The following is a 22,894-nucleotide window of genomic DNA, read 5'->3' as shown; positions in this document are numbered from 1 at the left end:
CAAATTTGCTTAGATCAAAATAAACTAACATTCAAAAGATGACAAATAAAATAGCCCGATCGTTCGGGCTATTTTGTTTTAACACAAAAAGAAAACTATGCTTATGAAAGCTGTTTCAAGGTATCGTGTGCATCTATCTTAATGTCATCTTCACCTACTTCATCAAAAGGATTTTCAAGGTGGTCTTGAATATTATCTAAACTCACTAAAATAAAACTATATAGCACTGGCATGGCATACTCCAGGTGCATGGAGTAATCCATATGCGCACTCGCAAAATACGGCCCGTAAATAATCGGAAAAATATAAATGAACACTTTACTATATGCACGCAGCGTAATAGGTGTGCGGTAGTTGTGAATGATTTTCATGTTATCAAAAGCGATAATCATTTTGCTCACATATTGATTGATACGCGAAATCTCACCGCTCTGTGTTCCGAACTCACGCATTTGCATGGTTAGCCTGGATAAATCAGAGAACTTCTGATAAATGCTTTTTTCATTGCTTGTCCAATCCTGATCATGACTGGTTTTAAACATGTCCTTCATGATCAGCACCATCTCTAAAATAAGCGCCCGCCCTTGCTCGGCCAGTGTGTTATTTTTATCGGTAGGCCAATCTCTCATGGCAAAGTATATGGCTACTGCATGACCTTTAAAATCAGACAGACGTTGCAGGGCAGTTTCACGCCTGGTGTAGGCAGAACCGATTGAGAAAACCACCGGAAACACAATGGCCACGCCCACCAGCATATCCGGAAATTTTGCAGTGATGTTATAAGAGATACAGATATAGGTAGATACCACCGAAAGGATGGTAATCAGAATAGTCTTGTAGTTAATAATCAGAAAAAAACTCTTCAGGACTCTTTTCATAGGGCTTAGAAAACTGCCCAATATTAATAAATTGTTAACAATGGTAAAGGAAAATCGTATAGGACATACGTTGAGTTATCCATTAAATACCCTGATTTGTATCAATCTTAAGTAAATAACATGGCAAAAGACTATTTTTCGCAACAGGCAAGTACCTATGCTAACTTCAGACCGCACTACCCTGCCGACCTCTATGCTTATCTTTTTAAAAAAGTGAAACACCTTGACAAAGCCTGGGATTGTGCTACAGGGAATGGGCAAGTGGCAAGTGAGCTGGCTAAACATTTTAAAAGTGTAGAGGCCACAGATATCAGTCAACAGCAATTGGACAATGCTATTGCAGCGAATAATATTCATTACAGTCTCTGTCCGGCTGAACAAACAAACTTTCCTGATAACGCCTTTGATTTGATTACAGTAGGTCAGGCCCTGCATTGGTTTGACCAGAATGCTTTTTTTAAAGAAACTGTGCGTGTAGCTAAGCCTGGTGCTTACCTCGCTGTCTGGGGTTATGCCATCATCCGTGTGAATGAAGAAATTGACAAACTCTTCTATAACTATTATGAAGGGACCGTGGGCAAATACTGGGATCAGGCGCGGAAGCATATTGAAAATGAATATGCTGACTTCCATTTTCCCTTTGCAGCGATTGAACACCAACACTTTACCTTACAACTTCACTGGACGGCCGAACATTATCTTGGTTACTTACGCTCCTGGTCAGCCACACAAAAATTTATTAATGAAAATGGTTTTGATCCACTCATAGATTTTTCGGCAGCATTATCACCTCTCTGGAGGTCTGCTGAGATAAAAACAGTTCAATTTCCCATTTTTTTGAAACTATGTTTCCTTAAATAGTTGTTTGACTGTTCATTTAACATTGAATTTTAACCTTTTATCCGAGATGCGGACAAGGCCCCAGTAAAAGCGTTGTCCACCTCCATACTTTTAGTAGTTTTGTTTAAGCTGATAACTAAACGTGAACGATTCCCTGGTCATAATACCCACTTATAAAGAGCGTGATAACGTTCAAGCCATTCTTGAGGCTGTTTTTTCGCAACCTAAAGCCTTTGATGTTTTAATAGTTGACGACAATTCACCCGATGGCACAGCTCAAATTGTTGAGGACTTACAACAAAAGTATAACAGCGAAAGTCTAAGATTACATCTATTAAAAAGACCCGGCAAACAAGGCCTAGGCACTGCTTACATCAGTGGTTTTCATTACGCCATAGAAAAAGGATATGAATATGTGCTGGAGATGGATGCCGACTTCTCGCATGACCCAAAAGATTTAGTCCAGCTTTACAACGCATGTGCTACTGGTGCCGATTTATCCATCGGCTCGCGTTATGCTACAGGTGTAAATGTAGTCAACTGGCCTATGGGCAGGGTATTGCTCTCTTATTTTGCCAGCATGTATGTACGCCTGATTACAGGCATGCCAATAGCGGATACTACCGCAGGTTTTGTTTGCTATAAAACAAAGGTGTTGCAAACTATTCCCTTAGATAAAATCAAGTTTGTTGGTTATGCTTTTCAGATTGAAATGAAATTCATTACCTGGAAATATGGTTTTAAACTACAGGAGGTACCCATTGTATTTACCGAACGTGTCAGAGGTGAATCAAAAATGTCGGCTGGTATTTTTAAAGAAGCCTTCTTTGGTGTGCTTCAAATGACCATCAGCAGTTGGTTCAAGAAGTATATTCCAGCTAGTTAATTGTCAATGGACAATTGACAATACATAAAAATCTTGATTAATCAAGTATCTGCGCTGCTTGAATTATACTACAGATTCGGTTTTCTAATCAAACTTTATCGCCTTAATAGTATTAATGCGGGCAATCACCGCTGTTGGCAATAGGAGTACTATCGAGACTACAACAAACATCAACAGGTTAAGCAATAAGATTACATCCCAATGCCAGGCAATAGGCACATAAGCAATATAATAATCGTGTGCATTTAAAGGAATTAACCTGAACTGATATTGAACATAACACAGACCTAGCGCAAGCACATTGCCCCAAAAAAGTCCGCGCAATACCAAATCAATACCGTTACTGATAAAAATATTTCTGATCAGTTTATTGTTAGCACCCATTGCCTTGAGCATACCAATCATTTGTGTGCGCTCCATTACTAAAATCAATACTATGGAAACCATGTTGATACAAATTACAGTAAGTATGATCACCAATAAAATATTTACCTGTCGGTTAATTAAGTCGAGCCACTGAAACACCTGTTGATATTTATAAGCTGTGCTCGTCACCTGTAGATCGTAATCAATGGCATCGTGAATATTTTGTCCGATAACATCTGTTTGTGAAACATCTTTCACATATACTTCAAGTCCTCCGGCCAAACTATCACCCCAGTCGTTCAGGCGTTGTACCATGCGCAAATCACTGATGATCATCTTCCCATCAAAATATTCAGACAAATTGGTTTCATAAATACCTGTAATGGAAAGTTTGCGAAAGCGTGGCGGGTTTTGAAAAAAATGAACAAGCATGTCATCCCCGATTTTCAGCTTCATTTTATTGGCAATCAGTCTGCTGATCACCACCTCATTCGCGGTGGCTGAATCCGGAAAATGTATAAAGCGCCCTTCCACCATTGTTTCATCGAAGGCCAGTGTATCGAAACGCTTGCTCACCCCTTTTACAACCACCCCTAAAATCTCTTCATCTGTTTTTAACAAACCTGTTTTATGTGCATATTCCTGCACCTGTTGCACACCCTTAAACTGTGTTGGGTCGTTATACAAGGGAATGTTGAAACTAAAGGGTGTTTCTTCGAGAGAATTATTATAGGACAGTGCATTTACAACCAGGTGGCCACTGAAACTATACATTTTCTTTTTTACCGCCTCCTGAAAACCATGCATAATCAGGAAGGAGACAATGGCAGCGGCCAACCCCAGACAAATGCTGACGATGGCGATCTTGTGAATCGTTGCTGAAAAGCCCGCTTTTTGTTGTTGGCTAATGCGTTTTGCTATGAAATATGCGAGGTTCAAAGACTATTACTACTTTTGATTGCTTGCAAAATACATTATTTGAATGATACGATTTTTAAGTGCGCTCTTTTTGATTGTGGCTTGTAGTAATAAAGCCTCCCATAGCTCAGCGGAAAGCAATAGTAAAATTGAGCAAACCGCTGAAAATATTACAGTAGGCGCAGCGCAACTTGACCTGCTCCTGCCCTTACTAAAGAATAAGCATATTGCCCTGGTGGTGAATCACACCGCCAGGGTCGGCAATACGCATTTAGTGGATACGCTCTTAAAAAATGGTATAAGCATCAAAAAGATAATGGCACCCGAACATGGCTTCAGGGGCAAGGCCGATGCCGGTGAAACCGTAAAAGATGGAGCCGATAGCAAAACAGGTTTACCCATTGTGTCACTCTACGGCAACAATAAAAAACCAACCAAAGAACAGTTGAGTGATATAGACCTGGTTGTATTTGATATTCAGGATGTAGGTGTTCGCTTTTTTACTTACATCAGCACCTTACATTATGTAATGGAAGCTTGCGCTGAAAATGGCAAGCAGGTAATTGTACTTGACAGGCCCAATCCTAACGGTGCCTATGTAGATGGACCAATGCTGCAAGCCGAGCATACCTCTTTTGTTGGCATGCACCCTATTCCCGTTGTGCACGGTATGACTATTGGCGAATATGCCCGCATGATCAATGGTGAAGGCTGGATCAAAAGCAAATGTGCATTAGAAGTAATTAAACTGAAAAACTGGAAGCATGGCGATGCTTATTCCTTACCGCATAAACCCTCACCTAACTTACCCAACGACCATGCAATAAGATTATACCCTTCTACCTGTTTATTCGAAGGTACAGTAATCAGTGTTGGCAGAGGTACGCAGATGCCTTTCGAAGTGATTGGACATCCCGAGTTAAAAAATATGCCCTTCTCATTCACACCCGTAAGTATAGACGGTATGTCTAAAAATCCGCCTTTTGAGAATAAAGTTTGTTATGGTTTAGATTTGCGTAATGCCGTTGTAAAAAATCAATTCGATCTATCTTACCTTATTCAACTCTACCAACAGTATCCAGATAAGGAAAAGTTTTTCATTCCTTATTTTGAAAAACTTGTGGGCACCAGTACCCTGCGTGAACAAATTAAGAGCGGCATGACCGAAGAAGCTATTCGCAAAACCTGGGAAGCGGATCTGAAAAATTTCAGGGATATGCGCTCCCGGTATTTACTCTATCCATAACTATAGTACAGCAAGGTTGTTCTTCCTTAACTATGACAAAAGCAGAAAAAGTAGCAGATATCCTGGCCATTCTTGATAAGCATTATCCTACCGTAGAGGTACCACTTCACCACAAAGATGCTTACACCCTGCTCATAGCCGTGCTGCTTTCCGCACAATGTACCGATGAGCGGGTAAACAAGATTACTCCCCTCCTTTTCAAACAGGCCGATAATCCTTTTGACATGGTGAAGATGAGTGTGGAAGAGATCAGGGAAATTATAAAACCTTGTGGTTTGTCGCCTATGAAATCGAAAGGCATTTATGGTCTTTCAAAAATATTGATTGAGCAATACAACGGTGAGGTACCCGCAAGTTTTGAGGCGCTGGAGGCCTTGCCTGCGGTGGGTCATAAAACGGCTTCTGTTGTTATGACACAATGGTTTGGTATTCCTGCTTTCCCGGTAGACACACACATTCACCGGCTTGCCTACCGCTGGGGTTTAACAACGGGTAAAAACGTTGAACAAACTGAACATGATTTAAAACGCCTCATCCCTGAGGACCGCTGGAACAAAGTACACTTGCAGATTATCTATTTTGGCAGGGCGTTTTGCCCCGCTCGTGGTCATGTTTGGACAGACTGTCCCATTTGCAAGAAATATATGCGCAAGGAACTAAGAGATTAGGTAGCAATATTCTTTATTTGCGCTCATGAATGAACTCAGAATTATATTCATGGGCACGCCCGATTTTGCTGTGCCCAGCTTAGAAATTTTGATCGAGCACAAACTAAATGTTGTTGCCGTTATCACCGCCCCCGACAAGCCGCAAGGCCGTGGCTTAAAGATCAGCCGCTCGCCTGTTAAAGATTGTGCTGTAAAGCACAACATACCCATTTTACAACCCACTAATTTAAAATCTCCGGAATTTCTGGAGACCTTAAAATCATACAAAGCCAATTTACAAATTGTAGTAGCCTTTCGTATGCTGCCCGAGGTGGTTTGGAACATGCCCACTTTTGGCACACTTAACTTGCATAGCTCACTGTTACCGCAATACCGTGGCGCTGCGCCTATTAACTGGGCGATTATTAATGGAGAAAAAGAAACCGGTGTGACCACTTTCTTTTTGAAACATGAAATTGATACAGGCAGTATTATTTTTCAGGATGTTGAAACCATTAAGCCCGATGATGATGCCGGGAAATTACACGACCGACTTATGCATAAGGGTGCCGCACTTGTATTGAAAACAGTAAGGGCTATAGAAAAAGGAGACTATCCTTCTATACCACAAAATGAAAACGTGGAGATTAAGCACGCGCCCAAAATTTTTAAAGAGACGTGCGAGATTAATTGGAACCAAACCAGTGAGCAAGTGTATAATTTTGTACGAGGCTTAAGTCCCTATCCGGCAGCCTGGACAAAAATTAATGATAAGGTGTATAAAATTTTTAGTGTGAAGCATGGAGGTTTTATGCAACACAAAAATGCGGGCACCATAGAAACTGATCATAAAAACTTTTTGTACTTCCGTACCATTGATGGTTTGGTGAGCATTGAAGAGCTGCAACCGGAAGGGAAAAAGCGAATGAACATTAAAGACTTTTTCAGAGGAAACAAAATATAGCCACAGGCTTCAAGCTTCAAGCTTCAGGCTTAACCTGATTAACTTGCAGCGTGTAGCGTGTAGCGTAGAAAATATGATTATATCATTGATCGCTGCCCTTGCTAAAAACCGCGTTATCGGAAAGGATAATGACTTGCCCTGGCATTTGCCGGACGACATGAAATTTTTCATGCAAAGCACAAAGGGGCATTGTGTGATTATGGGGCGTAAGAACTACGATTCGCTTCCACCAAAATACCGGCCACTTGCCAATAGAACAAACATTGTAATAACACGCCAACAAGGTTTTAAAGCAGAAGGATGCCATGTAGTGCATTCCCTGGAGGACGCCTTAGCTTTTGCAAAACAGCAGCATGAAAGCGAAGTGTTTGTCATTGGAGGTGCCGAAATTTACAAACAGGCCTTGCCATATGCTGATTTGCTTTATTTAACCGAAATTGATGCCATTATTGAGGGCGATACCTACTTTCCTCAGGTAGATCACACAAAATTTATAGAGCAATCGCGTGTTAAGCATCCGGCTGATGAAAAGCACAAACATCATTTTGATTTTGTGCTGTATAAAAAAATTTCGTAATTACTTAACTTACTAAAAAACTATGAACGAGCAGAAATTAGATAGCCACAAGAAAGTACTGGGTATACTTTATGTGGTTTCTGGAATAATTACCATCCTGGGCGCATTGCTTATCAATGTTATTCTTTCCCTGGTATTTTCTTTCGCATTCGACAATGCCAATCCGGAGGAGCAGAAGGTTATTGATTTTGTAACCGCGTTGGTCGCTTATGTACCAGGCATTATTATGATCTTCTTCGCAGGCCCTTCACTATTGGCAGGCATTGGCTTGTTGGCTAAGCAACAATGGGCTTTAATTCTCTCCCTGATTGTGGGCTGTTTAAAATTGTTCTCTTTCCCTATCGGTACAGCTATTGGCATTTACGCCATCTGGATTTTTTCAGAAGATCAAAAACTATCACGCACCACACAAGCCTAGCATGACATCACTACAAGGTAAGGTTATCTGGATAACCGGAGCATCATCTGGTATTGGAGAAGCCCTCACATACGAATTAGCTACACTCAATACTAAACTCATTTTATCATCACGCAGAAAAGAAGAGCTGGAGCGGGTAAAAGGAAATTGTCCGGCAAGTGCTCAGGCCAACATCCATATCTTGCCCTTAGATTTATCACAAGCTGCAACATTACAGCTATCGGCTGAGGCAGCCATACAGCTTTTCGGTCATGTAGATGTGCTCATTAACAATGGTGGTATTTCGCAACGTGCGCTAGCTAAAGAAACTACGCTTGAAGTTGATAGAAAAATAATGGAGATCGACTACTTCGGTACCATCGCCTTAACTAAAGCATTGATTCCGCATTTCATTCAACGCAAGCAAGGTCACTTTGTAACCGTTAGCAGCATTACCGGAATAATTGGCACACCTTACCGCACGGCTTATGCAGCTGCCAAGCATGCCTTGCAAGGTTTTTTCAATTCCTTGAGGGCTGAATTGTGGAAAGAGCATCCTGCTATTTACGTCACCATGATTTGTCCGGGTTGGACGAATACCAACTTGAGTCTGACTGCCTTAAAAGGAGATGGTTCTACGCAAAATAAAAAAGACGATACGCATGCAGCCGGATTAACGCCTGCTTTTGTAGCACATAAAATTGTACAGGCCATTAAAGGAAGAAAGCGCGAGATTTATGTTGGTGGCTGGAAAGAGACATTAGCGGCATACCTGCATCGTTATACACCAGGTTTGTTTGCTAAAATAGTAAGAAAGGCGAAGGTGAAGTAGGTCAGCTGTTGTGTAGTGGCAGCTGAATAAGTGAATTGAGTTGCTGGCTACTAGCTTCGAGCTTCTGGAGGTGCGCAATAAGGTGCACATTAATGTTTTCAAAGCAAGCACTACAAATTTAAATAATCAAATTGAAGGTCTTTTGAATTTTCATTTCAATTAATATCATATGTGAAATGAAAAATGTTAATGCATTGCCTGAAAATTTTCTTTGATTATAACCTTTACATTTGTTTCAGGTAATACATCAAATCAAGTCTGCGTATTGATCTAAACTGAAATCGTATTCAATATGCCAGGTCTGATTAATAATTAAGGCATAGATCTCAGATCATTTATAAATCACGGAAAGAAGTACCAGCGGCTAATACAAGAAACCCTGCAAGTAATAATATATAGTTGTACTCACTTAAGATCTCAACATGGGCGTAGTGACCTATGATGCCTAACAGACCGGCAACAATACCAATGATCCAGGTTATTTTTTTAGGGGAAGAAGGCGTGCTCATAATTTTATTTTTAGCGGTGAATGACTGATGTTTTTTAGATGTTAATGCGTTGATCAATTGCTGTTAAATAAAAAAAGAGGCTTTTTGAGAGCCTCTTTTCTATTTAATTATGACTTATGCTTGAAAAGGTAAAACACACCTGCCTGCAAGCCTCTGTTGTAATAATTTGTAGCTCCATCATTGATGTTGCTTAGACCCAGGTTGTAACGTATGTCTACACCAAAGTTTGATGCCGGGTTCACATAACTCGCACCTAGCGCTAAACCTAAATCAATACTTTCGAAATCATCTTTTACATCGGTATCATTATCGTTTACTTCTGATTTAGCACTCGCTAAAAAGCCAAGTTGCGGACCAGCTTGTAATCTGAAGCCATTATCAAACATGTACTGGAATAACAAAGGCACATTAACATAGTTAAGGTTTAACTTAACTTCTTGTCCGGCCACACTGTATTGTGCGCCCTGAACAGAATAAACTAATTCTGGCTGCAATGCCAATTGGTTCGAAATATGAATGTGACCAATAAGGCCCAGGTGAAAGCTTACTTTAGTATCAAAGCTTGCGTTGTTGTCGCCTTTAATTGTAAATGCATTAACACCGCCTTTAATACCAATGTTAGCATGTTGTGCAATGGCAGCACCGGAAACAAGCAGAACAGCCAATAGTGTTGAAATAATTATTTTCATAAGTTTTTTTTAGTGGAACCTGTTACGTTTATAAACAGGCATTGTAGGCAACAAAGGTGAGTATATTCTGATCGCACTGCGTTGCAGAAGTATGGCGGGATGTTACATATATCACAGCTTTTGTGGATGGATCAAGTTGAGCAACCTTGGTCGCTGATTTTTTGGTAAAACAGCCGATTGCTGATTAAACATGCATTTCCGGGTGACAAAGGTCATAGCAACTTCATCAATGATTAATTAAATTTCTCTTCATAAAACATTTAGCATTATGAAAACCAGGGAAGAAATCAAGGCTGAAGAAAACTTAAAGATTAACAGCGAAAAGCGGTATCAACGAAAAGATAAGCGCGCGCAGGTTGAAAACCTTACTTTATTAAAGGAGACAAAAAAACCAAAGGCCTCCGATAAGAAGAAATGATCTTCTTAAAAGTAAGTGTGCAGCAGCACCAGATGCCAGTTTTTCATTTAAGTGATAAACAAGCGTTTTTAGCAATCGTATTCACTTGTAACAAAGATGACAGAGGAATTATTTTGTAACAAAAATTTTTTCCAGCAAAACTTTACTCAAAACTGAATAGTGAAGCAGCAATAGAATTGTTGTTCTCAGACATTCTCCTTACAAATCATAACCATACGGGTACCCCTCCTTGCATACCGAAGGGAAGGAGGAGCATAAAACAGCTCATATTGCTGTTTCCATAATCATTGTCTTCCAATGGAAAGTGAATTTCAAATAAAAAGCAGCCATACCATGGCTGCTTTTACTCATTGAGAACCAGAAATTTTTTTATAGTATTTTTATTCTAACGCCAAGTGAAAATTGCAGCGCTCCGGCTTTCTCATCTATTACTTCGTACTTCATTGGCAGGACGTAGCCAACGGCTAAAAAGAAATTACCTAAGTGCAAACCTAGCTCCGGACGTAAACCAAAAGAATTGTTTTTGATTCCTTCACTAATCACCTGGCCATTCGCATCAGAAATCTCTGGTGTTTCAAACTGAGATAATCCAGTGGATAAAGATGCATAAGGGGTCACTTTAGAGTCAAGAAATTTATAGTGTGCCTTAACGCCATAAATCGACAAACCATAAAGACCTATGTCCAGACCGTTGTCTGTTGAGGCTCCAAAAAGTAAGGACGAATTCATGGTTATTCCTAATCCTAATTTACCACCAAACATGTCAGGGTGATAAAGCGCATCAAGATCTACATTGAGTCCGGCCTTTGCCATTTCCTCGCCATTCGATTCAAATGCCGAACCCTGTGGGCTGCTCCATCCTAGTTGGCCAGCGATGGTTAGTTTCTGACCCATGCTGCTAAATGAGCACAGTAAAAGTAACATTGGTAAGATGTAAAATTTTTTCATTGCACAATCTGAGTTTAGTGTTGATATTTTCCAACAAAATTACAAACTGTAAGCAAATCAGGATATTGCTATTGGTCCATTTTTTACCAGGATTTCTCCTAAGGCCCTTTGTTTCACGGAGCCAGAACCTTTTTATCTGAAAACTCTTTGCTACAAAGGAGACGAGAAGTATAAAAACGTACTCCCTTTTCTTTCCATCATCATTGCACCTGCTATGAAGAAGTACGTTTCATACTTTCGAGGTGCTGCTTAGATGAGAAATAATATTCAGCAACTATATATTATGTATTATGCTGCTGAAATCTGCAACTTATCTTTTGTACACTCTTAAGCATTCTTATACCCTTAACCTTGTTCATCAGTCAAGTGCATTTAAAATCAAGTCTGTAATTTCAAATCGAGGAAAATCACCCGTATTATTGAGCAGAATGAGTGTGATCTTTTTATCAGGTTGTTTTACAAACATCGAATAAAATCCAAAATCAGTGCCTGGATGGTATCGGATAGCATGATTTTTTGAGATCCTGAACTTGTATTTGTCTAACATCCAACCGTATCCATAGTCAGCCTCCCAATCCGCGTAAGTGGCTCTCGGAACAAATATTAAGTCTAATTTCTTTTTGGGAAGCAGTGTTTCATTTTCTATACTGTGGCTCCATTTCAACAAGTCCTCCAAGGTTGAAGTTATTCCTCCTGCACCACTTACGTTCTGTGGATAGTATTTTGGCTCAGGTTGTCCATACAAGTATCCAACGGCAAGATTCGCAGTATCCGCTGAGATCCCAAAATAGGTATCATTCATTTGCAAGGGCCGGAATATTTTTTCCGTTAATACTTCCTCAAAGGATTTTCCAGTCACTTTTTCGATAACATGGCTTAATACAACATAGCCTGAATTAGTATATTGAAATTGAGTGCCTGGTTCAAATTCCAGTGAGTCGCTGCAAAATTGTTCAACTAATTCGTCTACTGAATATTCTTTTTCAAAAAGACGCGTCACATATTCATTATTTTCCAGATAATTGGGCAAGCCCGATTGATGCGTTAACAACTGCTCAATAGTAATATTTTCATGTCGATAAAACGGCAAATGTTTTTTAACTGAATCCTTAAGTCCAAGAAGCCCTTCATTTTCTAACATCATTATCAACATGGAAGTAAACGTTTTGGTTACAGACCCTATCCTAAACTGGCTTGTCAGCTGATTTTGAGTGAAAGAATTATTATAGCTTTTTTGAAAAATAATCTTTCCCTCGTATGCTATCAAAGCATTGCCATTAAACAAGCCTTTTCGATTGTAGAAAGCTAAAATAGAATCTACCCTGATGGCTTTATCCTTTGGATACTTCACTAATCTGTTTTCAATCTCCGTTTGAATATCATTGGCCTTATTGTTAGCCTCAATAAGCTTAGCAATCGAAGCGAAATCTGTGTTAGGGAGAATAATATTATAACCGTCCCAGAAAGCCTTATCATAAGGAGAATCTTGCTCTTCTATTAATTTACTGTTTCCAAGCGTCTCTTTATTATCAAAGGGCAAGGTATTGGTAAAGTCTAAATCGCTTACGATATAGTCAACATGGGTATCTGCCAGAAAATTATAATGATACCTGCTACTCTGAAATGTAAGTACGGCATCATTGTAAACTGCATTCAGATAGTATTTGTCGCCAACCCTTTTATATGTCACTTTATATTCGGATTCAGGCATCTCAATGTGTATGTCTAAAATTTTCATCAAGGCGCGCTGAGCAGCATCACCAAATTTATGAAATTTGAGGCCTTTCGGGCTAAAGCCATAATGCAGATAAACTATTGCATATGTTTTTGTGTCGATAAAAACTTTTCCCTTATATCCGGCTTTCTTAATGTCATTTTTTTGATCAAAGGATAACACAAATACCTCCTGATCCATAAATTCAGTGATGTCTTCAAAAGCAAAATCATAATCCTTTAATCCTTTTTCTCTGAGGAAATGGAATTCTCCTGAATGATTTATGATATCAAATGCCTTTATCCCATCGGGTTTCAGTCCTAATTCTAAACCATGCGATTCCTTTTCATCTTTAATTGCCCGCATTTTTATGAGTTTAAATTGGCTTGCTTTTTTAGCATTATGAAGTTCAAACACCGCTTCGGAGAGATGCATATACTTTGTATCTTTTTTTGAAGCCACCCTGTAGAATCCCTTACTCTTATAGGATTGGCTATAGTAATTGGTAGGTATGCTTTTAATCGCCAATTTCATGATTGACAGTGCGGATTGTCCGGTAATCTGCACCTCGTCTAAGGTTAGCTCATTCTCTTTTAAAAATATTCTATTTCCATGCAAAAGACTCGATATGGGAACTGAATGGGTCTTATAACCAACATAGGATATTCGTAAAGTGTCACTTTTGAGATTCGCTGGAATGCTCAGTTTAAATTCGCCTTTCAGATTTGTAACCGTTCCAACATGACTGTTTTTCATTAATACATTTGCATAAGGCAAGGGCTCTCGGGTTGATTCGTCAAACACCACACCAAAAACAGTTAATTCAGGCAAATTTTGTGCGAAAATATTAACAGCAGAAAACAAGGCTATCAATGCAAGGCTTATCAGTCTTATCATTTGGTTTGTCTTTAAGGAATTGTCAGTAAGGCGCATGGACAGTCGGGCAGCACAAATAGGCTGCCCTCATCATTCATAGAATGCCCTAGAGACCGATTCCGTTGCCTGACCTACAAAATAAATATTCCGGAGAAAACATTTTTAGATGAGACCGCCACTATGGCTTTTGAAAATGTTATTATCTACCACGACCCAAGGCAATGAAATCTATACTTACTCATCCTAAGCTCTTACTTATAGCGTGTATTCGCGGCTATTTTTCCCTTAATCTAAAATTATTCTTTGAGCTTAGTATACAGTCCCCTTTCAATTGTTATCTCAAGTCTTTGGTAAAATTCGCTTGGATTAAAATTAATTCTTTTAAATTCTGACTGAACAGCCTGCTTAGCATCCTGCAGACTGCGCTCATTGTCCCACACTGCGATGGTTATTATGGACCAATTACCTTGTTCATTTCTTTGTCCATAGGCTTCACTTTCTATGAATCCGGGAAGTTTTTTTACAAAATCTCTATTATAATTCATCCTTTCTGTGAATTCATCTATTGAACCACTTGGCACATTAAATTTGTCGATGAAATAAATCAGTTTTTTGTCGAGTCGTTGGGTAGTGTCCATATTAACTTTATTTTTTGAGGTACTTATCAAATGATCAGATTTTACTTGTGCGTGTAGAAACGCGATTACAAAGAGTATCCCGGCCAGGGTAAGCCCTGCCTTAATTGTTGTTTTCATTCTCATGATTTTTACTTGCGTAAAATTCAAAAAAATGAAAACCACTTACTTGTAAAAAATCATTGATCTACCAAAAGGAAGCCGATTTGAAAAAGGCCGTGGGGTTTTGGCCTGTAAATAACTTAAAGTCCTTATTAAAATGTGGCTGGTCATAATAGCCTGCATCAAAAGCAAGATCACTTAACAGTTGATTGTGTTGTCCCTGACTCGTGACTGCTTTCAACCGGATGATGTTCGAAAATTGTTTTGGAGACGTTCCAACGATTCGTCTAAATCGCTTTTCAAAAGCATCCGTGCTTAAGCAAAATGTATCCGCAAGTTCCTTCATTTTAATCATGCCTTTCTCCGCAGAGATTCTATCTACGGCTGAAGAGATTAATTTGTCGCTTGTACAGCTGCGTAATTTCGAGAGTAAAAAATCATTGACTGCCGCAATTCGATGACCATCGCTTGGTGCGCCTGCCAATTGCTCTTGTATCGCTGAGACTTCGTATTGATTTATATAATTATCAAGCGAAACACTTTCTTCAAAAAGTTTGTAAAGTGGTTCTTTAAAAAAAGCCGATGCGCCTGTCTCTTTAAAAAGAACTACAAGGGTGGCCGTATCTTGCAGGTAATTAATAAGTCGTACAGATTTTCTTAAACCCGAAATGGTTACCGGGGCTATCCTGTCTATCGTGTTGTTTGTTGTGTAATTAGTTTGTCCCTTATAACGAAATGCAATGGATATTGATGTGTTTGGTAATACCCTGTTTACACGTTCATCCTGACTTTCAATTATCCTGTAAGTCTTAATGAATGGTCTTAATAATTCTGTGGGTTTGTAATCTTTAACGCTCATTATTAATCAAGGTAAATTTGCCCCAGGTGCTCACTAAGGCTCAGTGAGGTATCGTGTCGGTAATCAGGCGTGTTTATTCCCGCTCCTGCAAGTTGAATACCGTTCCGGCAGGGTCTTGAATCCAATGCATATTTTCAGGAAGTTCTTCAATTTCGTCACAAGTCTCCACACCATTTAATCGTAAATACTTTGTTGCCTCTTCTATGTCAGGAACGGTAAGCTGCAACCAGATTTCTGCATGTGTATAATTATCCACGCAGTCCAGCCAAATAATATTACCACCGAATTTCACCTCATGTGTTCTGGAAACAGTCGGATTGTCAATTGGTTTTTCATCCACTTTCAACTTCAATATATCTCTGTAAAAAGCAACTGTCTTTTCATACTTGCTTTTCGGTATTTTTATTGCGATGTTAATTCCGGCACCAAATTTTTCGTTCATATTTCTTGTTCTTTTATGCTATCAAATTGAATTGCTCCATATCAGTTATCGGCAAATGGCTCCTTGTTATTTGGATCAGTTCCGAATCTTATTATGTGCCCATCGGGGTCTTGAACCTGCATTTCATATGCCCAGGAGAAATTTGTCGGTGGCAGTTTAATGACCACACCTGCCGACATTAGTTTTTGGTGTAGTTCAAATATATCGCCATCAAAACCAATCCAAATCCACGTTCCTGGCAGGCCCTGTCCGCCCTTACATAAATAGATGCCTGTATTGTCACGATTGATACTGGTAAAGTTATCATCTCCCCAGTCGGCTTTTGTAAATCCAAGTGTATTCACATAAAAATTCAGACTCTTCGTCATGTCCTTCACATAAAGAATAGGCGCGATATTTTCAATATGAAAATTTGATTTAACCTGTTCATTCATATAAAACAATTATGTTTTATTCAACCCTGTTCATCAAAAGCTTACCATTTCGTAGCCAAGTCCACGAATACTAAAGTAATAGCGAAGATAAAATTTTATACTTATACTTCATCCAGGCATTGCAAATAGCTGTTGTGGTCGCAGCATAACCAGTAAATCAACATCTTCAGGAAAAATAATCTTCAACATGTGAATGATCAGATGTTTATCCGTTTAAATAATAGCAAAACGATAGTTGTGGAAGTTCACTTTTGTTAGTACTTTTCTATCCTGCAAAGCACGAAAACCTGCTTGCTTGTAGATGCTATTAGACCTATGTGCCTTTTTCAGTGGCCTTATTCTTTTACTGATATAAAAGTTTCTACTTCCGCTTTATCTCCATCATAATATTTTTGTCCGTGAATAGTAAAGTCTGCTTTGTAGGCACGTTTTAAGTTAAGTTCTTTACTTCCCCATATTTCCAACCACGTATTAAAAACTGCTTCCGGCATTTTACCTTTGGAAACAAATTTCTGGTATACCGTAGTTTCAATTGTTATGCCCACAAATCCTTTGGGGATATTCTCTAAAGAACTTACGGCTAATCCTACAATGGTGGTGTAAGCTCCTGTATAGTCAGTTTCATACTCTGTGTAAACGGCATAAATTTCATCACTTACTTTGTTGGGAATTTGCTTTTGAATTTCTTCGCCCCAAAACTTGCCCCACAATGCTTCAATATCTTTGGCTGATTGTCCATTTTCATTTGTTGTTCTTGTTGAAATTCCGATCACATAAAATTGTTGAATGGTTTGGTTGTTCATTTGTTGTTGTGTTTGTGGTTGAGACTGGGCCGTGAATAAAGTAAGCACTAATACAAGTAGAAACAGCTTGTGCACGTTTTTCATCATTATTTTGATTACGATGTAAACTTAAAATGTGCTTGTGACAGCCCTATGTCAAGAGGGGTGAACATTTTTGCTATGCATGCCAACATTCTCCTCAAAACTTATGTTGATCGCATCAAGGATGCAGGTTATGGAGAAAATAGCGCACTTAGGCAGTGATGGCTTCAGAAAAAAGAGTCTAAATAGATTTGCTTCTCCTGCATCTTTATGGTTTCTCTTTTCTTGTATTGCTTAGCGTTTCCTTTTCGTTCAGTAGCTCATGATAAATTTTCAGTGCTTGCTTCATGCCGAGCCAGGGGGATTTTCAGGCTTATTAAAAAAAGAATAATCGAAATGTGAGTCGAGTTAGCCATTAACTTTATCAACAAGTTAGATTTTGGCGACATTTTTCAGTTTTTCTTTTCAGGAGAGTTGTGCATCAGTCATGAATGTTGCGGCCTAAGCTTTTTGACCACACTAATGTCTTCAGGAGTTTGTTTGTCAACCAACTAACAAGTAAATAATATAAAAGTGTTAGAAATATCCACATGAAATAAAATTTAAATAAATATTCAGGGACAAACATTCCGTCTTCAAATATTCCAGTCAACGGGTAGAAAATGTAAACTAAATCTATGAAATTTTGTCGGTTAGCGAATAGATATGAATATTCCCAAGACAGGTCTGTTACACTGAAATTGTATTTACCATCACCATAATCTACTAAGTTCATAAAGAAGATGAGGTGAAAAAGGATAAATTGGAGTATTGTAAATGAGTAGAGTGATGTTTTCTTTTTTCTTGTCAGCACGAAAACAATTACAAGAGTAGCAGTAAATATCAAAGACTGAAATGCAGTGAACTTAAGGTGCCAAAATATATTTAACTCTACATTGCCCGAATATTCACTCAATAGTTTTACACTACCCAGTCCGATCAAATTTAGTATCAGGTTTAAGGCTGTCCATATAACAATTGTGCTAATTAAATATTGAATGTCCTCTCGTTTGACTGTCATTAGTTTTAAAAAAGCATTGCCCGCTATTTTGCCAGACTGCTGTTAGCTGTAGGTCTTTTATGAATTTGTTCAATCTTATATCTTAAAGCTCGTTTACAAGTTTTCCATTCACATTCTACAATTGAAAAAACAACTGTATCTCTTAAAGAGCCATCAGGCATAATTTGATGATTTCTTAAAACACCATCTTGTTTTGCGCCAAGTCTTAAAATTGCGTTTCTTGATGGGAAATTATACCAATTTGTCCTGAATTCAACCGCTATTGCTTTTAATTCTTCAAATGCGTGCGTTAATAATAGTAGCTTACATTCAGAGTTTACATAAGTTTTTTGAAAAGCCTGAGAATACCAAGTGTAGCCAATTTCTAATCTTCTATGTTCTGGTGTTGCATTTGTAAATCGGGTAGTTCCAATTACTTTGTTCGATTTTTTGTCAATCACAATAAACGCTAAACCTTTGTCCAGTTTAAAATCTTCAATGGCTTTAGTAATATAATTGTCAATATTACTTAAAGTTGGAACAGAGGTAAACCACAAATCTGACAGATTGCCGTCAGCGGAAGCATTTATCAAGTCTTCTTTATGGGATATGTTAATAGGGTGAAGTTTAATATTATCTGTTTCTAATACAACTTCGTTAAACCATTTTTCCATATTCAATTATGATTTATCTTTTATTGTGTTTGTCTAAACTTACAGCTAACATTAGGCTATTTGCAGTGGCTGTCTTTTGAAAACGTATCTATCCACCGTGGCCAAACGCAATAGCGAATATAAAAATTTATATTCGCCTCCCGATCAGTTTCGAATAGACTTCTTTCGATTGTTTCTCGATTGTCGCTAAAGAGTCATCAATCAACGCTGCATGATCATTCATCACAGCATAGTAATAATCATAAGTCTCGTTCGTATTGTCATTCAGGTCAAGGCATGTGTAGATAAGCTCATCAAGGTGGGGCTGACGCCACGAATCGTCCAGATACAGGTGCTGCAGGGTAGCGAAGAATTTGCGACCTTTTAACTCTTCTTTTATAAGGCAGACCACAAAGCCTTTAGCAGTTGGCAGCTTGACAATTCCTTGTTTCAATTACTTGATTTTGATAATGGATACAAAATAGATTTGGTATAAATAAGGAGATAAAAATACTTGGATATTGATAGATATTAGTATTGTCTATGAAAAAGGCTGACATCACCGAAAAACAACTGGAGGTCTTGCACCTGATTGCTGATGACTATAACAGCGAGGAAATTGTCGATAAGTTCGGCAATAGCAAAAAAACCATCGATGCCATTCGAATGGAAATGCTTAACAGGCTTCAGGTGAAAAATGCTGCGCAACTGGTCAGTTATGGCTTTAGAAAAAAGTGGCTTAAATAGATTCTTTTCTCTTGCATCTTCATGGTTTCTCCTTCCTTGTATTGCTTAGCCTTTCCTTTTCATTCAGTAGTTCATGATAAACTTTCAGGGCTTGCTTCATGATGGAGTCATGATCGGCTTCAATCTTCTTGCTCCGTCTATCCATGATCTCATCATACCTTGTAAAGGTTTCATCCGTGCCATCACAGAGGCCCATAGTTTCCATGATCAAAATATCCAGGTGTGGTTGGAAACAGCAATCATCCAGGCCTACTTCATGTAAAGCATGGAAGAGCTTACGCGATTTGAGTTCCTCCTTAATCAGGTAGATCGACAACTGAATATGGTCTGGTATTCTGACTATTGGATGTTTTACTCGGATTGGCATCTTTTTATGTTTTAAATATTGACATGAAATTGTAGTTAAGGAGGATTTTACCTCTACTCAGACTCCTTATGCTCATCCTCTACACGTCCCAAATGACAATACGCAGGAGAAGGAGTATTTGAGCTGTATCTCCTACCGTGGCAAATCTCTAAAATTAATTTCTAACTGGTGTTCGTTATTCCGAACACAGTGTCATGAACTGATGGAATAGGTTGAAAATACCCTGAAGGAGTAGAAGGCTTTTGCCTTTAATTGTGAGATTGGAAGGACTCAGCTGCACATGATCGAAAATGGCTAAACTAATCCACGCTTACTCACGCCAATTAAAATTGCTAACGCTTTAGAAATTTCTTTGTCAAAGCTGATGGATTTGTCTTGAATTAATTTTACTCAGCGTTATGCGCAGGGAATGCTGAGCTTGGTAGAGTTTTCAGGCTTACTTAAAAAATGAATAATCGAAATGTGAGTCAAGTTATCCACCAATTTTATCTACAAGTTAGATTTTGGTGATAATTTTATCAGTTTTCTTTTTTCAAGGTAGTTGTGCAACAGTCACTTTTGTTGCCGGCTGGCCATTAATCAAATGATCATTCAATATGATTATTAAGTTTTAGTCAACTGGCCAGTTTCTATTCTTTTCAGTTATTTTAAAGATTGCTTTGTCTTCAAAATTTTGGCATTCAATTGTTATACCTTCTTTCCACTTTTTTTTGTTCAAAATTCCTTTGTCATCATTGAATGGCATTATTCTAAAAACAATTCCTTTCTCTAATTCCTCGTTCTTAATCTTTTTTAAGTCAAAGTAGAATGGTAGCGAAATCATTGAAAAGCTTAAATACCCCTTTCTGTCTTTAGGGATTTTAAGCTTGAATTGTCCGCAAGCGTTAGTTACTGTCCCGGTTGTCGTTTTGTGTAATACTATATTTGTCCCAGGTAAAGGTGTTCCGTATTTCGAGATTATCTCTCCAGTAATCTCAATAGTATCTTGTCCAAATAGCGTGATACTTGTGAGTAGCAAAATCGTTATTATGGTAAGTCTTCTCATTGTCAATGGCTTGCTGGCAACGTTTGTACATAAGCAGTGGCAGGAGTTCGAAACGCTTCACTGTCCCACGACATCAAACGTAATTTGAAAAACTAAATTACAAATTTACACTAAACCCCACATTGATTATGCATTTTGTTGCCAGCAGTCCCATTATTCACTCAATCTACTCTTGTCAAGTATTTAAAATTTTCTCCTAATTTCAATAAGACATATTTGTCCCAAAAATTGTTGTCATCCAATGTGTCAAACGAAAAATTCCACTTTGTTATTTGATTCAATTGTTCATTTACCTCCAGTCCGTACATTGAGGTGTATTTTGGTTTAATTGGCTTAAAGTAGTCCCATTTAAAAATATTAAATGATTTTTCGCCACTTGGAATTAAGACAAAGAAAGTCAGTTCTTTTTTGTCGTTGCCATAATCAAGTACGATCGGTGATAAAATTACTGATTTGTCACTAGGAAAAATTAGTTGAATATCTTTTCCATTCAATTTAATGTAACCGTCAATTTTATTTTTCTTACAATAATCTTCATAGAACCTTGGTAAAAGTTTCAATTTTATTGACTCTGAAAATTCTTCGTCTAGTCTTCTTTTATCCAATCTAATTTGATTGGCAACTATTTCATAAAGCCCCAAGTATTCTTTGTTCTTTAAGTCTTCTTCGTAATAATTATCAATCATCTCCTGATATGTTTCTCTGTCTTCTGCTTTAGATTTAGAGAGTTGAGACTTAATTTCTTCTATTTCTTTACTATTTTTGGCCACTGAACTTTCCACTTTTTCGAAAAAATATGTCTCCCAAAACTCTGGGTTAAATTCTGTTGAGTTTTCTTTGAAGAAATTCCACTTAGCTAAGTTGCCAAAGTATTTCAGTTTGCCATCCTCTAATGATTTAGCTTCAAAATAAGTCACATTAGACTTTTCATAATACCACTTGTTATTGTGTTTGACGCCTTTCACTATGTATGCATAAGTTTGGGGAATTTCATTAAGGAATTCAGCGTCTTTAATGTCTTTGCTTGAAATAATGTTTACACTTTTATCTCTTTTATTGTCTTTTAATGTCTTGAAGTCCTGAGCTGAGATTTGTTCTATGAAGAATGCAACAAACTTTGTTTTAGTTGGATCAACAAGTAGTTGATACTGGTCAGTTAAAACAACATTGCGATCTGGTTGTTGAATGATTGACTCTAAAAATTCTTTGTCATTTGATCTTGAATAGTAGTTTGAAACAAGTTCATTAAATCTTAATTGGGCCAGTTCTCTATCTCTTTTGATTGTTGGGCTATTAGAGGCGACTTGAGAGATCACTTCATTAAGAGCCTTTGAAATCGCATTATTTATAGTACAGTCAACAGATTTGTCCTCACAGGCAAATTCAAAACCAGGATTTCTCCAATCTCCCTCAAAGTCAGAGTTAATTAAAAATGTTTGTGACAAATTATCATAAAGTTGGGCAGAAATTTTCGCGTAGCTTGTTCCGCCTTTTTTGAATATGTCAATTCTTGAAAAGTTTAAAACATATTGCATTTTCTCAGCGTCAGCTATTTTTCTAAGTTCAATAATACCTCCACTTGATTTTTTGTCTGATAGAAGAATTAGCAAGTTGGTAAAACGCTCGTAAAAGCGATATAACAAATACTGTTGTGCTATAAAACTTGTCTGCTTTGAAAAGTCAAGCGTTTTAAGAAACCTAATCTCTGATAAAGTAATTTTTTGAATGTTTTCGGGTTGTTTTTTGAATTCGTCTGACTTTGTGAAGTCTGCTTGTTCTGAATTAATTGGCTTGTTGGAAAGCTCTTTGTTCTTTGTCTTTAGTTCTTTTTCAAATGACTTTTCAAATGTCAATTCATTAGGGCTCAAAATCAAAATCTCCGGTTCATAAGCCTGTCCAAATGATACAAAAGATATAGTTAATATAAATGTTAATGTCGTTAGTCTCTTCATCGTTGTGTTGTCTCTTGTTTTGGGCTTGCCGGCAATGCTTGGCTACGAAGCATTACTTTTTTCCTTTAAAAAATTATTAATCAAATTTAA

At 38.0% G+C, this 22,894-nt stretch carries 26 protein-coding genes; 10 read left to right on the top strand and 16 right to left on the bottom strand.

Annotation, left to right across the window (positions count from 1 at the left end; all coding sequences use genetic code 11):
* Window positions 1–101: 101 nt before the first annotated feature.
* Complete coding sequence (locus ACO1XM_RS13305; protein WP_486229756.1) at window positions 102–878, bottom strand: hypothetical protein; 777 nt, start codon at window positions 876–878, stop codon at window positions 102–104.
* A 120-nt stretch (window positions 879–998) separates the two neighbouring features.
* Between ACO1XM_RS13305 and ACO1XM_RS13300 the strand changes: the two genes are divergently transcribed.
* Together ACO1XM_RS13300 and ACO1XM_RS13295 are read left to right on the top strand one after the other, a co-directional pair.
* Entirely contained in the window at window positions 999–1,739 is a 741-nt protein-coding gene (locus ACO1XM_RS13300) for a class I SAM-dependent methyltransferase (RefSeq protein ID WP_486229754.1), read from the top strand.
* Window positions 1,740–1,860: 121 nt separating this feature from the next.
* Entirely contained in the window at window positions 1,861–2,604 is a 744-nt protein-coding gene (locus ACO1XM_RS13295) for a polyprenol monophosphomannose synthase (protein WP_486229752.1), read from the top strand.
* A gap of 84 nt (window positions 2,605–2,688) precedes the next feature.
* Here ACO1XM_RS13295 and ACO1XM_RS13290 read toward each other — a convergent pair whose 3' ends face one another.
* Window positions 2,689–3,909 carry an ABC transporter permease gene (locus ACO1XM_RS13290; protein WP_486229750.1) on the bottom strand — a complete coding sequence of 407 codons (1,221 nt, stop codon included), beginning with the start codon at window positions 3,907–3,909 and terminating at the stop codon, window positions 2,689–2,691.
* Between the two features lie 43 nt (window positions 3,910–3,952).
* On the opposite strand from ACO1XM_RS13290, the gene ACO1XM_RS13285 reads away from it, so the two are divergent.
* From ACO1XM_RS13285 to ACO1XM_RS13260, 6 genes are all read left to right on the top strand, one after another.
* Window positions 3,953–5,134 carry an exo-beta-N-acetylmuramidase NamZ family protein gene (locus ACO1XM_RS13285; protein ID WP_486229748.1) on the top strand — a complete coding sequence of 394 codons (1,182 nt, stop codon included), beginning with the start codon at window positions 3,953–3,955 and terminating at the stop codon, window positions 5,132–5,134.
* A 32-nt stretch (window positions 5,135–5,166) separates the two neighbouring features.
* Complete coding sequence (nth, locus tag ACO1XM_RS13280) at window positions 5,167–5,802, top strand: endonuclease III (protein WP_486229746.1); 636 nt, start codon at window positions 5,167–5,169, stop codon at window positions 5,800–5,802.
* Window positions 5,803–5,827: 25 nt separating this feature from the next.
* Window positions 5,828–6,745, top strand: coding sequence for a methionyl-tRNA formyltransferase (gene fmt, locus ACO1XM_RS13275; protein WP_486229744.1), 918 nt, complete (start codon window positions 5,828–5,830; stop codon window positions 6,743–6,745).
* A 73-nt stretch (window positions 6,746–6,818) separates the two neighbouring features.
* Complete coding sequence (locus ACO1XM_RS13270; RefSeq protein ID WP_486229742.1) at window positions 6,819–7,322, top strand: dihydrofolate reductase; 504 nt, start codon at window positions 6,819–6,821, stop codon at window positions 7,320–7,322.
* A gap of 22 nt (window positions 7,323–7,344) precedes the next feature.
* Window positions 7,345–7,740: a hypothetical protein gene (locus ACO1XM_RS13265; RefSeq protein WP_486229740.1), complete on the top strand. Its 396-nt coding sequence runs from the start codon at window positions 7,345–7,347 to the stop codon at window positions 7,738–7,740.
* A 1-nt stretch (window position 7,741) separates the two neighbouring features.
* A complete protein-coding gene (locus tag ACO1XM_RS13260) occupies window positions 7,742–8,551 on the top strand; it encodes an SDR family oxidoreductase (protein ID WP_486229738.1) in 810 nt (269 codons plus the stop codon).
* A 335-nt stretch (window positions 8,552–8,886) separates the two neighbouring features.
* Here the strand turns inward: ACO1XM_RS13260 and ACO1XM_RS13255 are convergent, their stop codons facing one another.
* Window positions 8,887–9,060 carry a hypothetical protein gene (locus ACO1XM_RS13255; protein WP_486229736.1) on the bottom strand — a complete coding sequence of 58 codons (174 nt, stop codon included), beginning with the start codon at window positions 9,058–9,060 and terminating at the stop codon, window positions 8,887–8,889.
* Between the two features lie 107 nt (window positions 9,061–9,167).
* Window positions 9,168–9,749 carry a porin family protein gene (locus ACO1XM_RS13250; protein ID WP_486229734.1) on the bottom strand — a complete coding sequence of 194 codons (582 nt, stop codon included), beginning with the start codon at window positions 9,747–9,749 and terminating at the stop codon, window positions 9,168–9,170.
* Window positions 9,750–10,017: 268 nt separating this feature from the next.
* Here ACO1XM_RS13250 and ACO1XM_RS13245 point away from each other — a divergent pair, with 268 nt between their 5' ends.
* A complete protein-coding gene (locus ACO1XM_RS13245; RefSeq protein ID WP_486229732.1) occupies window positions 10,018–10,167 on the top strand; it encodes a hypothetical protein in 150 nt (49 codons plus the stop codon).
* A gap of 369 nt (window positions 10,168–10,536) precedes the next feature.
* Here ACO1XM_RS13245 and ACO1XM_RS13240 read toward each other — a convergent pair whose 3' ends face one another.
* The 9 genes from ACO1XM_RS13240 to ACO1XM_RS13200 all read right to left on the bottom strand — a co-directional run bounded on the left by ACO1XM_RS13240 (window position 10,537) and on the right by ACO1XM_RS13200 (window position 19,147).
* Window positions 10,537–11,091, bottom strand: a complete 555-nt coding sequence (locus tag ACO1XM_RS13240) for a hypothetical protein (protein WP_486229730.1) — start codon at window positions 11,089–11,091, stop codon at window positions 10,537–10,539.
* 382 nt (window positions 11,092–11,473) lie between these two features.
* Entirely contained in the window at window positions 11,474–13,726 is a 2,253-nt protein-coding gene (locus ACO1XM_RS13235) for a serine hydrolase (RefSeq protein ID WP_486229728.1), read from the bottom strand.
* A gap of 275 nt (window positions 13,727–14,001) precedes the next feature.
* Window positions 14,002–14,460 carry an antibiotic biosynthesis monooxygenase family protein gene (locus ACO1XM_RS13230; RefSeq protein WP_486229726.1) on the bottom strand — a complete coding sequence of 153 codons (459 nt, stop codon included), beginning with the start codon at window positions 14,458–14,460 and terminating at the stop codon, window positions 14,002–14,004.
* A 67-nt stretch (window positions 14,461–14,527) separates the two neighbouring features.
* On the bottom strand, window positions 14,528–15,301 hold the full coding sequence (locus tag ACO1XM_RS13225) for a helix-turn-helix domain-containing protein (protein ID WP_486229724.1): 774 nt from the start codon (window positions 15,299–15,301) through the stop codon (window positions 14,528–14,530).
* Between the two features lie 73 nt (window positions 15,302–15,374).
* Complete coding sequence (locus ACO1XM_RS13220; protein ID WP_486229722.1) at window positions 15,375–15,743, bottom strand: VOC family protein; 369 nt, start codon at window positions 15,741–15,743, stop codon at window positions 15,375–15,377.
* Between the two features lie 41 nt (window positions 15,744–15,784).
* On the bottom strand, window positions 15,785–16,177 hold the full coding sequence (locus ACO1XM_RS13215) for a glyoxalase superfamily protein (protein ID WP_486229720.1): 393 nt from the start codon (window positions 16,175–16,177) through the stop codon (window positions 15,785–15,787).
* 335 nt (window positions 16,178–16,512) lie between these two features.
* Window positions 16,513–17,067 (bottom strand): GyrI-like domain-containing protein, encoded by a 555-nt coding sequence (locus tag ACO1XM_RS13210; RefSeq protein WP_486229718.1) that lies wholly within the window; start codon window positions 17,065–17,067, stop codon window positions 16,513–16,515.
* Window positions 17,068–18,084: 1,017 nt separating this feature from the next.
* On the bottom strand, window positions 18,085–18,714 hold the full coding sequence (locus tag ACO1XM_RS13205) for a GNAT family N-acetyltransferase (protein WP_486229716.1): 630 nt from the start codon (window positions 18,712–18,714) through the stop codon (window positions 18,085–18,087).
* 127 nt (window positions 18,715–18,841) lie between these two features.
* Complete coding sequence (locus ACO1XM_RS13200; RefSeq protein ID WP_486229714.1) at window positions 18,842–19,147, bottom strand: hypothetical protein; 306 nt, start codon at window positions 19,145–19,147, stop codon at window positions 18,842–18,844.
* 89 nt (window positions 19,148–19,236) lie between these two features.
* Between ACO1XM_RS13200 and ACO1XM_RS13195 the strand changes: the two genes are divergently transcribed.
* Complete coding sequence (locus ACO1XM_RS13195; protein WP_486229712.1) at window positions 19,237–19,440, top strand: LuxR C-terminal-related transcriptional regulator; 204 nt, start codon at window positions 19,237–19,239, stop codon at window positions 19,438–19,440.
* A 19-nt stretch (window positions 19,441–19,459) separates the two neighbouring features.
* Here ACO1XM_RS13195 and ACO1XM_RS13190 read toward each other — a convergent pair whose 3' ends face one another.
* The 3 genes from ACO1XM_RS13190 to ACO1XM_RS13180 all read right to left on the bottom strand — a co-directional run bounded on the left by ACO1XM_RS13190 (window position 19,460) and on the right by ACO1XM_RS13180 (window position 22,804).
* On the bottom strand, window positions 19,460–19,807 hold the full coding sequence (locus tag ACO1XM_RS13190; RefSeq protein ID WP_486229710.1) for a hypothetical protein: 348 nt from the start codon (window positions 19,805–19,807) through the stop codon (window positions 19,460–19,462).
* A 610-nt stretch (window positions 19,808–20,417) separates the two neighbouring features.
* A complete protein-coding gene (locus ACO1XM_RS13185) occupies window positions 20,418–20,852 on the bottom strand; it encodes a carboxypeptidase-like regulatory domain-containing protein (RefSeq protein ID WP_486229708.1) in 435 nt (144 codons plus the stop codon).
* Between the two features lie 161 nt (window positions 20,853–21,013).
* On the bottom strand, window positions 21,014–22,804 hold the full coding sequence (locus tag ACO1XM_RS13180; protein ID WP_486229706.1) for a hypothetical protein: 1,791 nt from the start codon (window positions 22,802–22,804) through the stop codon (window positions 21,014–21,016).
* Window positions 22,805–22,894: the final 90 nt, after the last annotated feature.

The organism is Chryseotalea sp. (genome assembly GCF_057350905.1).
The sequence above is the reverse complement of the archived record's forward strand: the minus strand, read 5'-3'. Positions and strand labels throughout refer to the sequence as shown.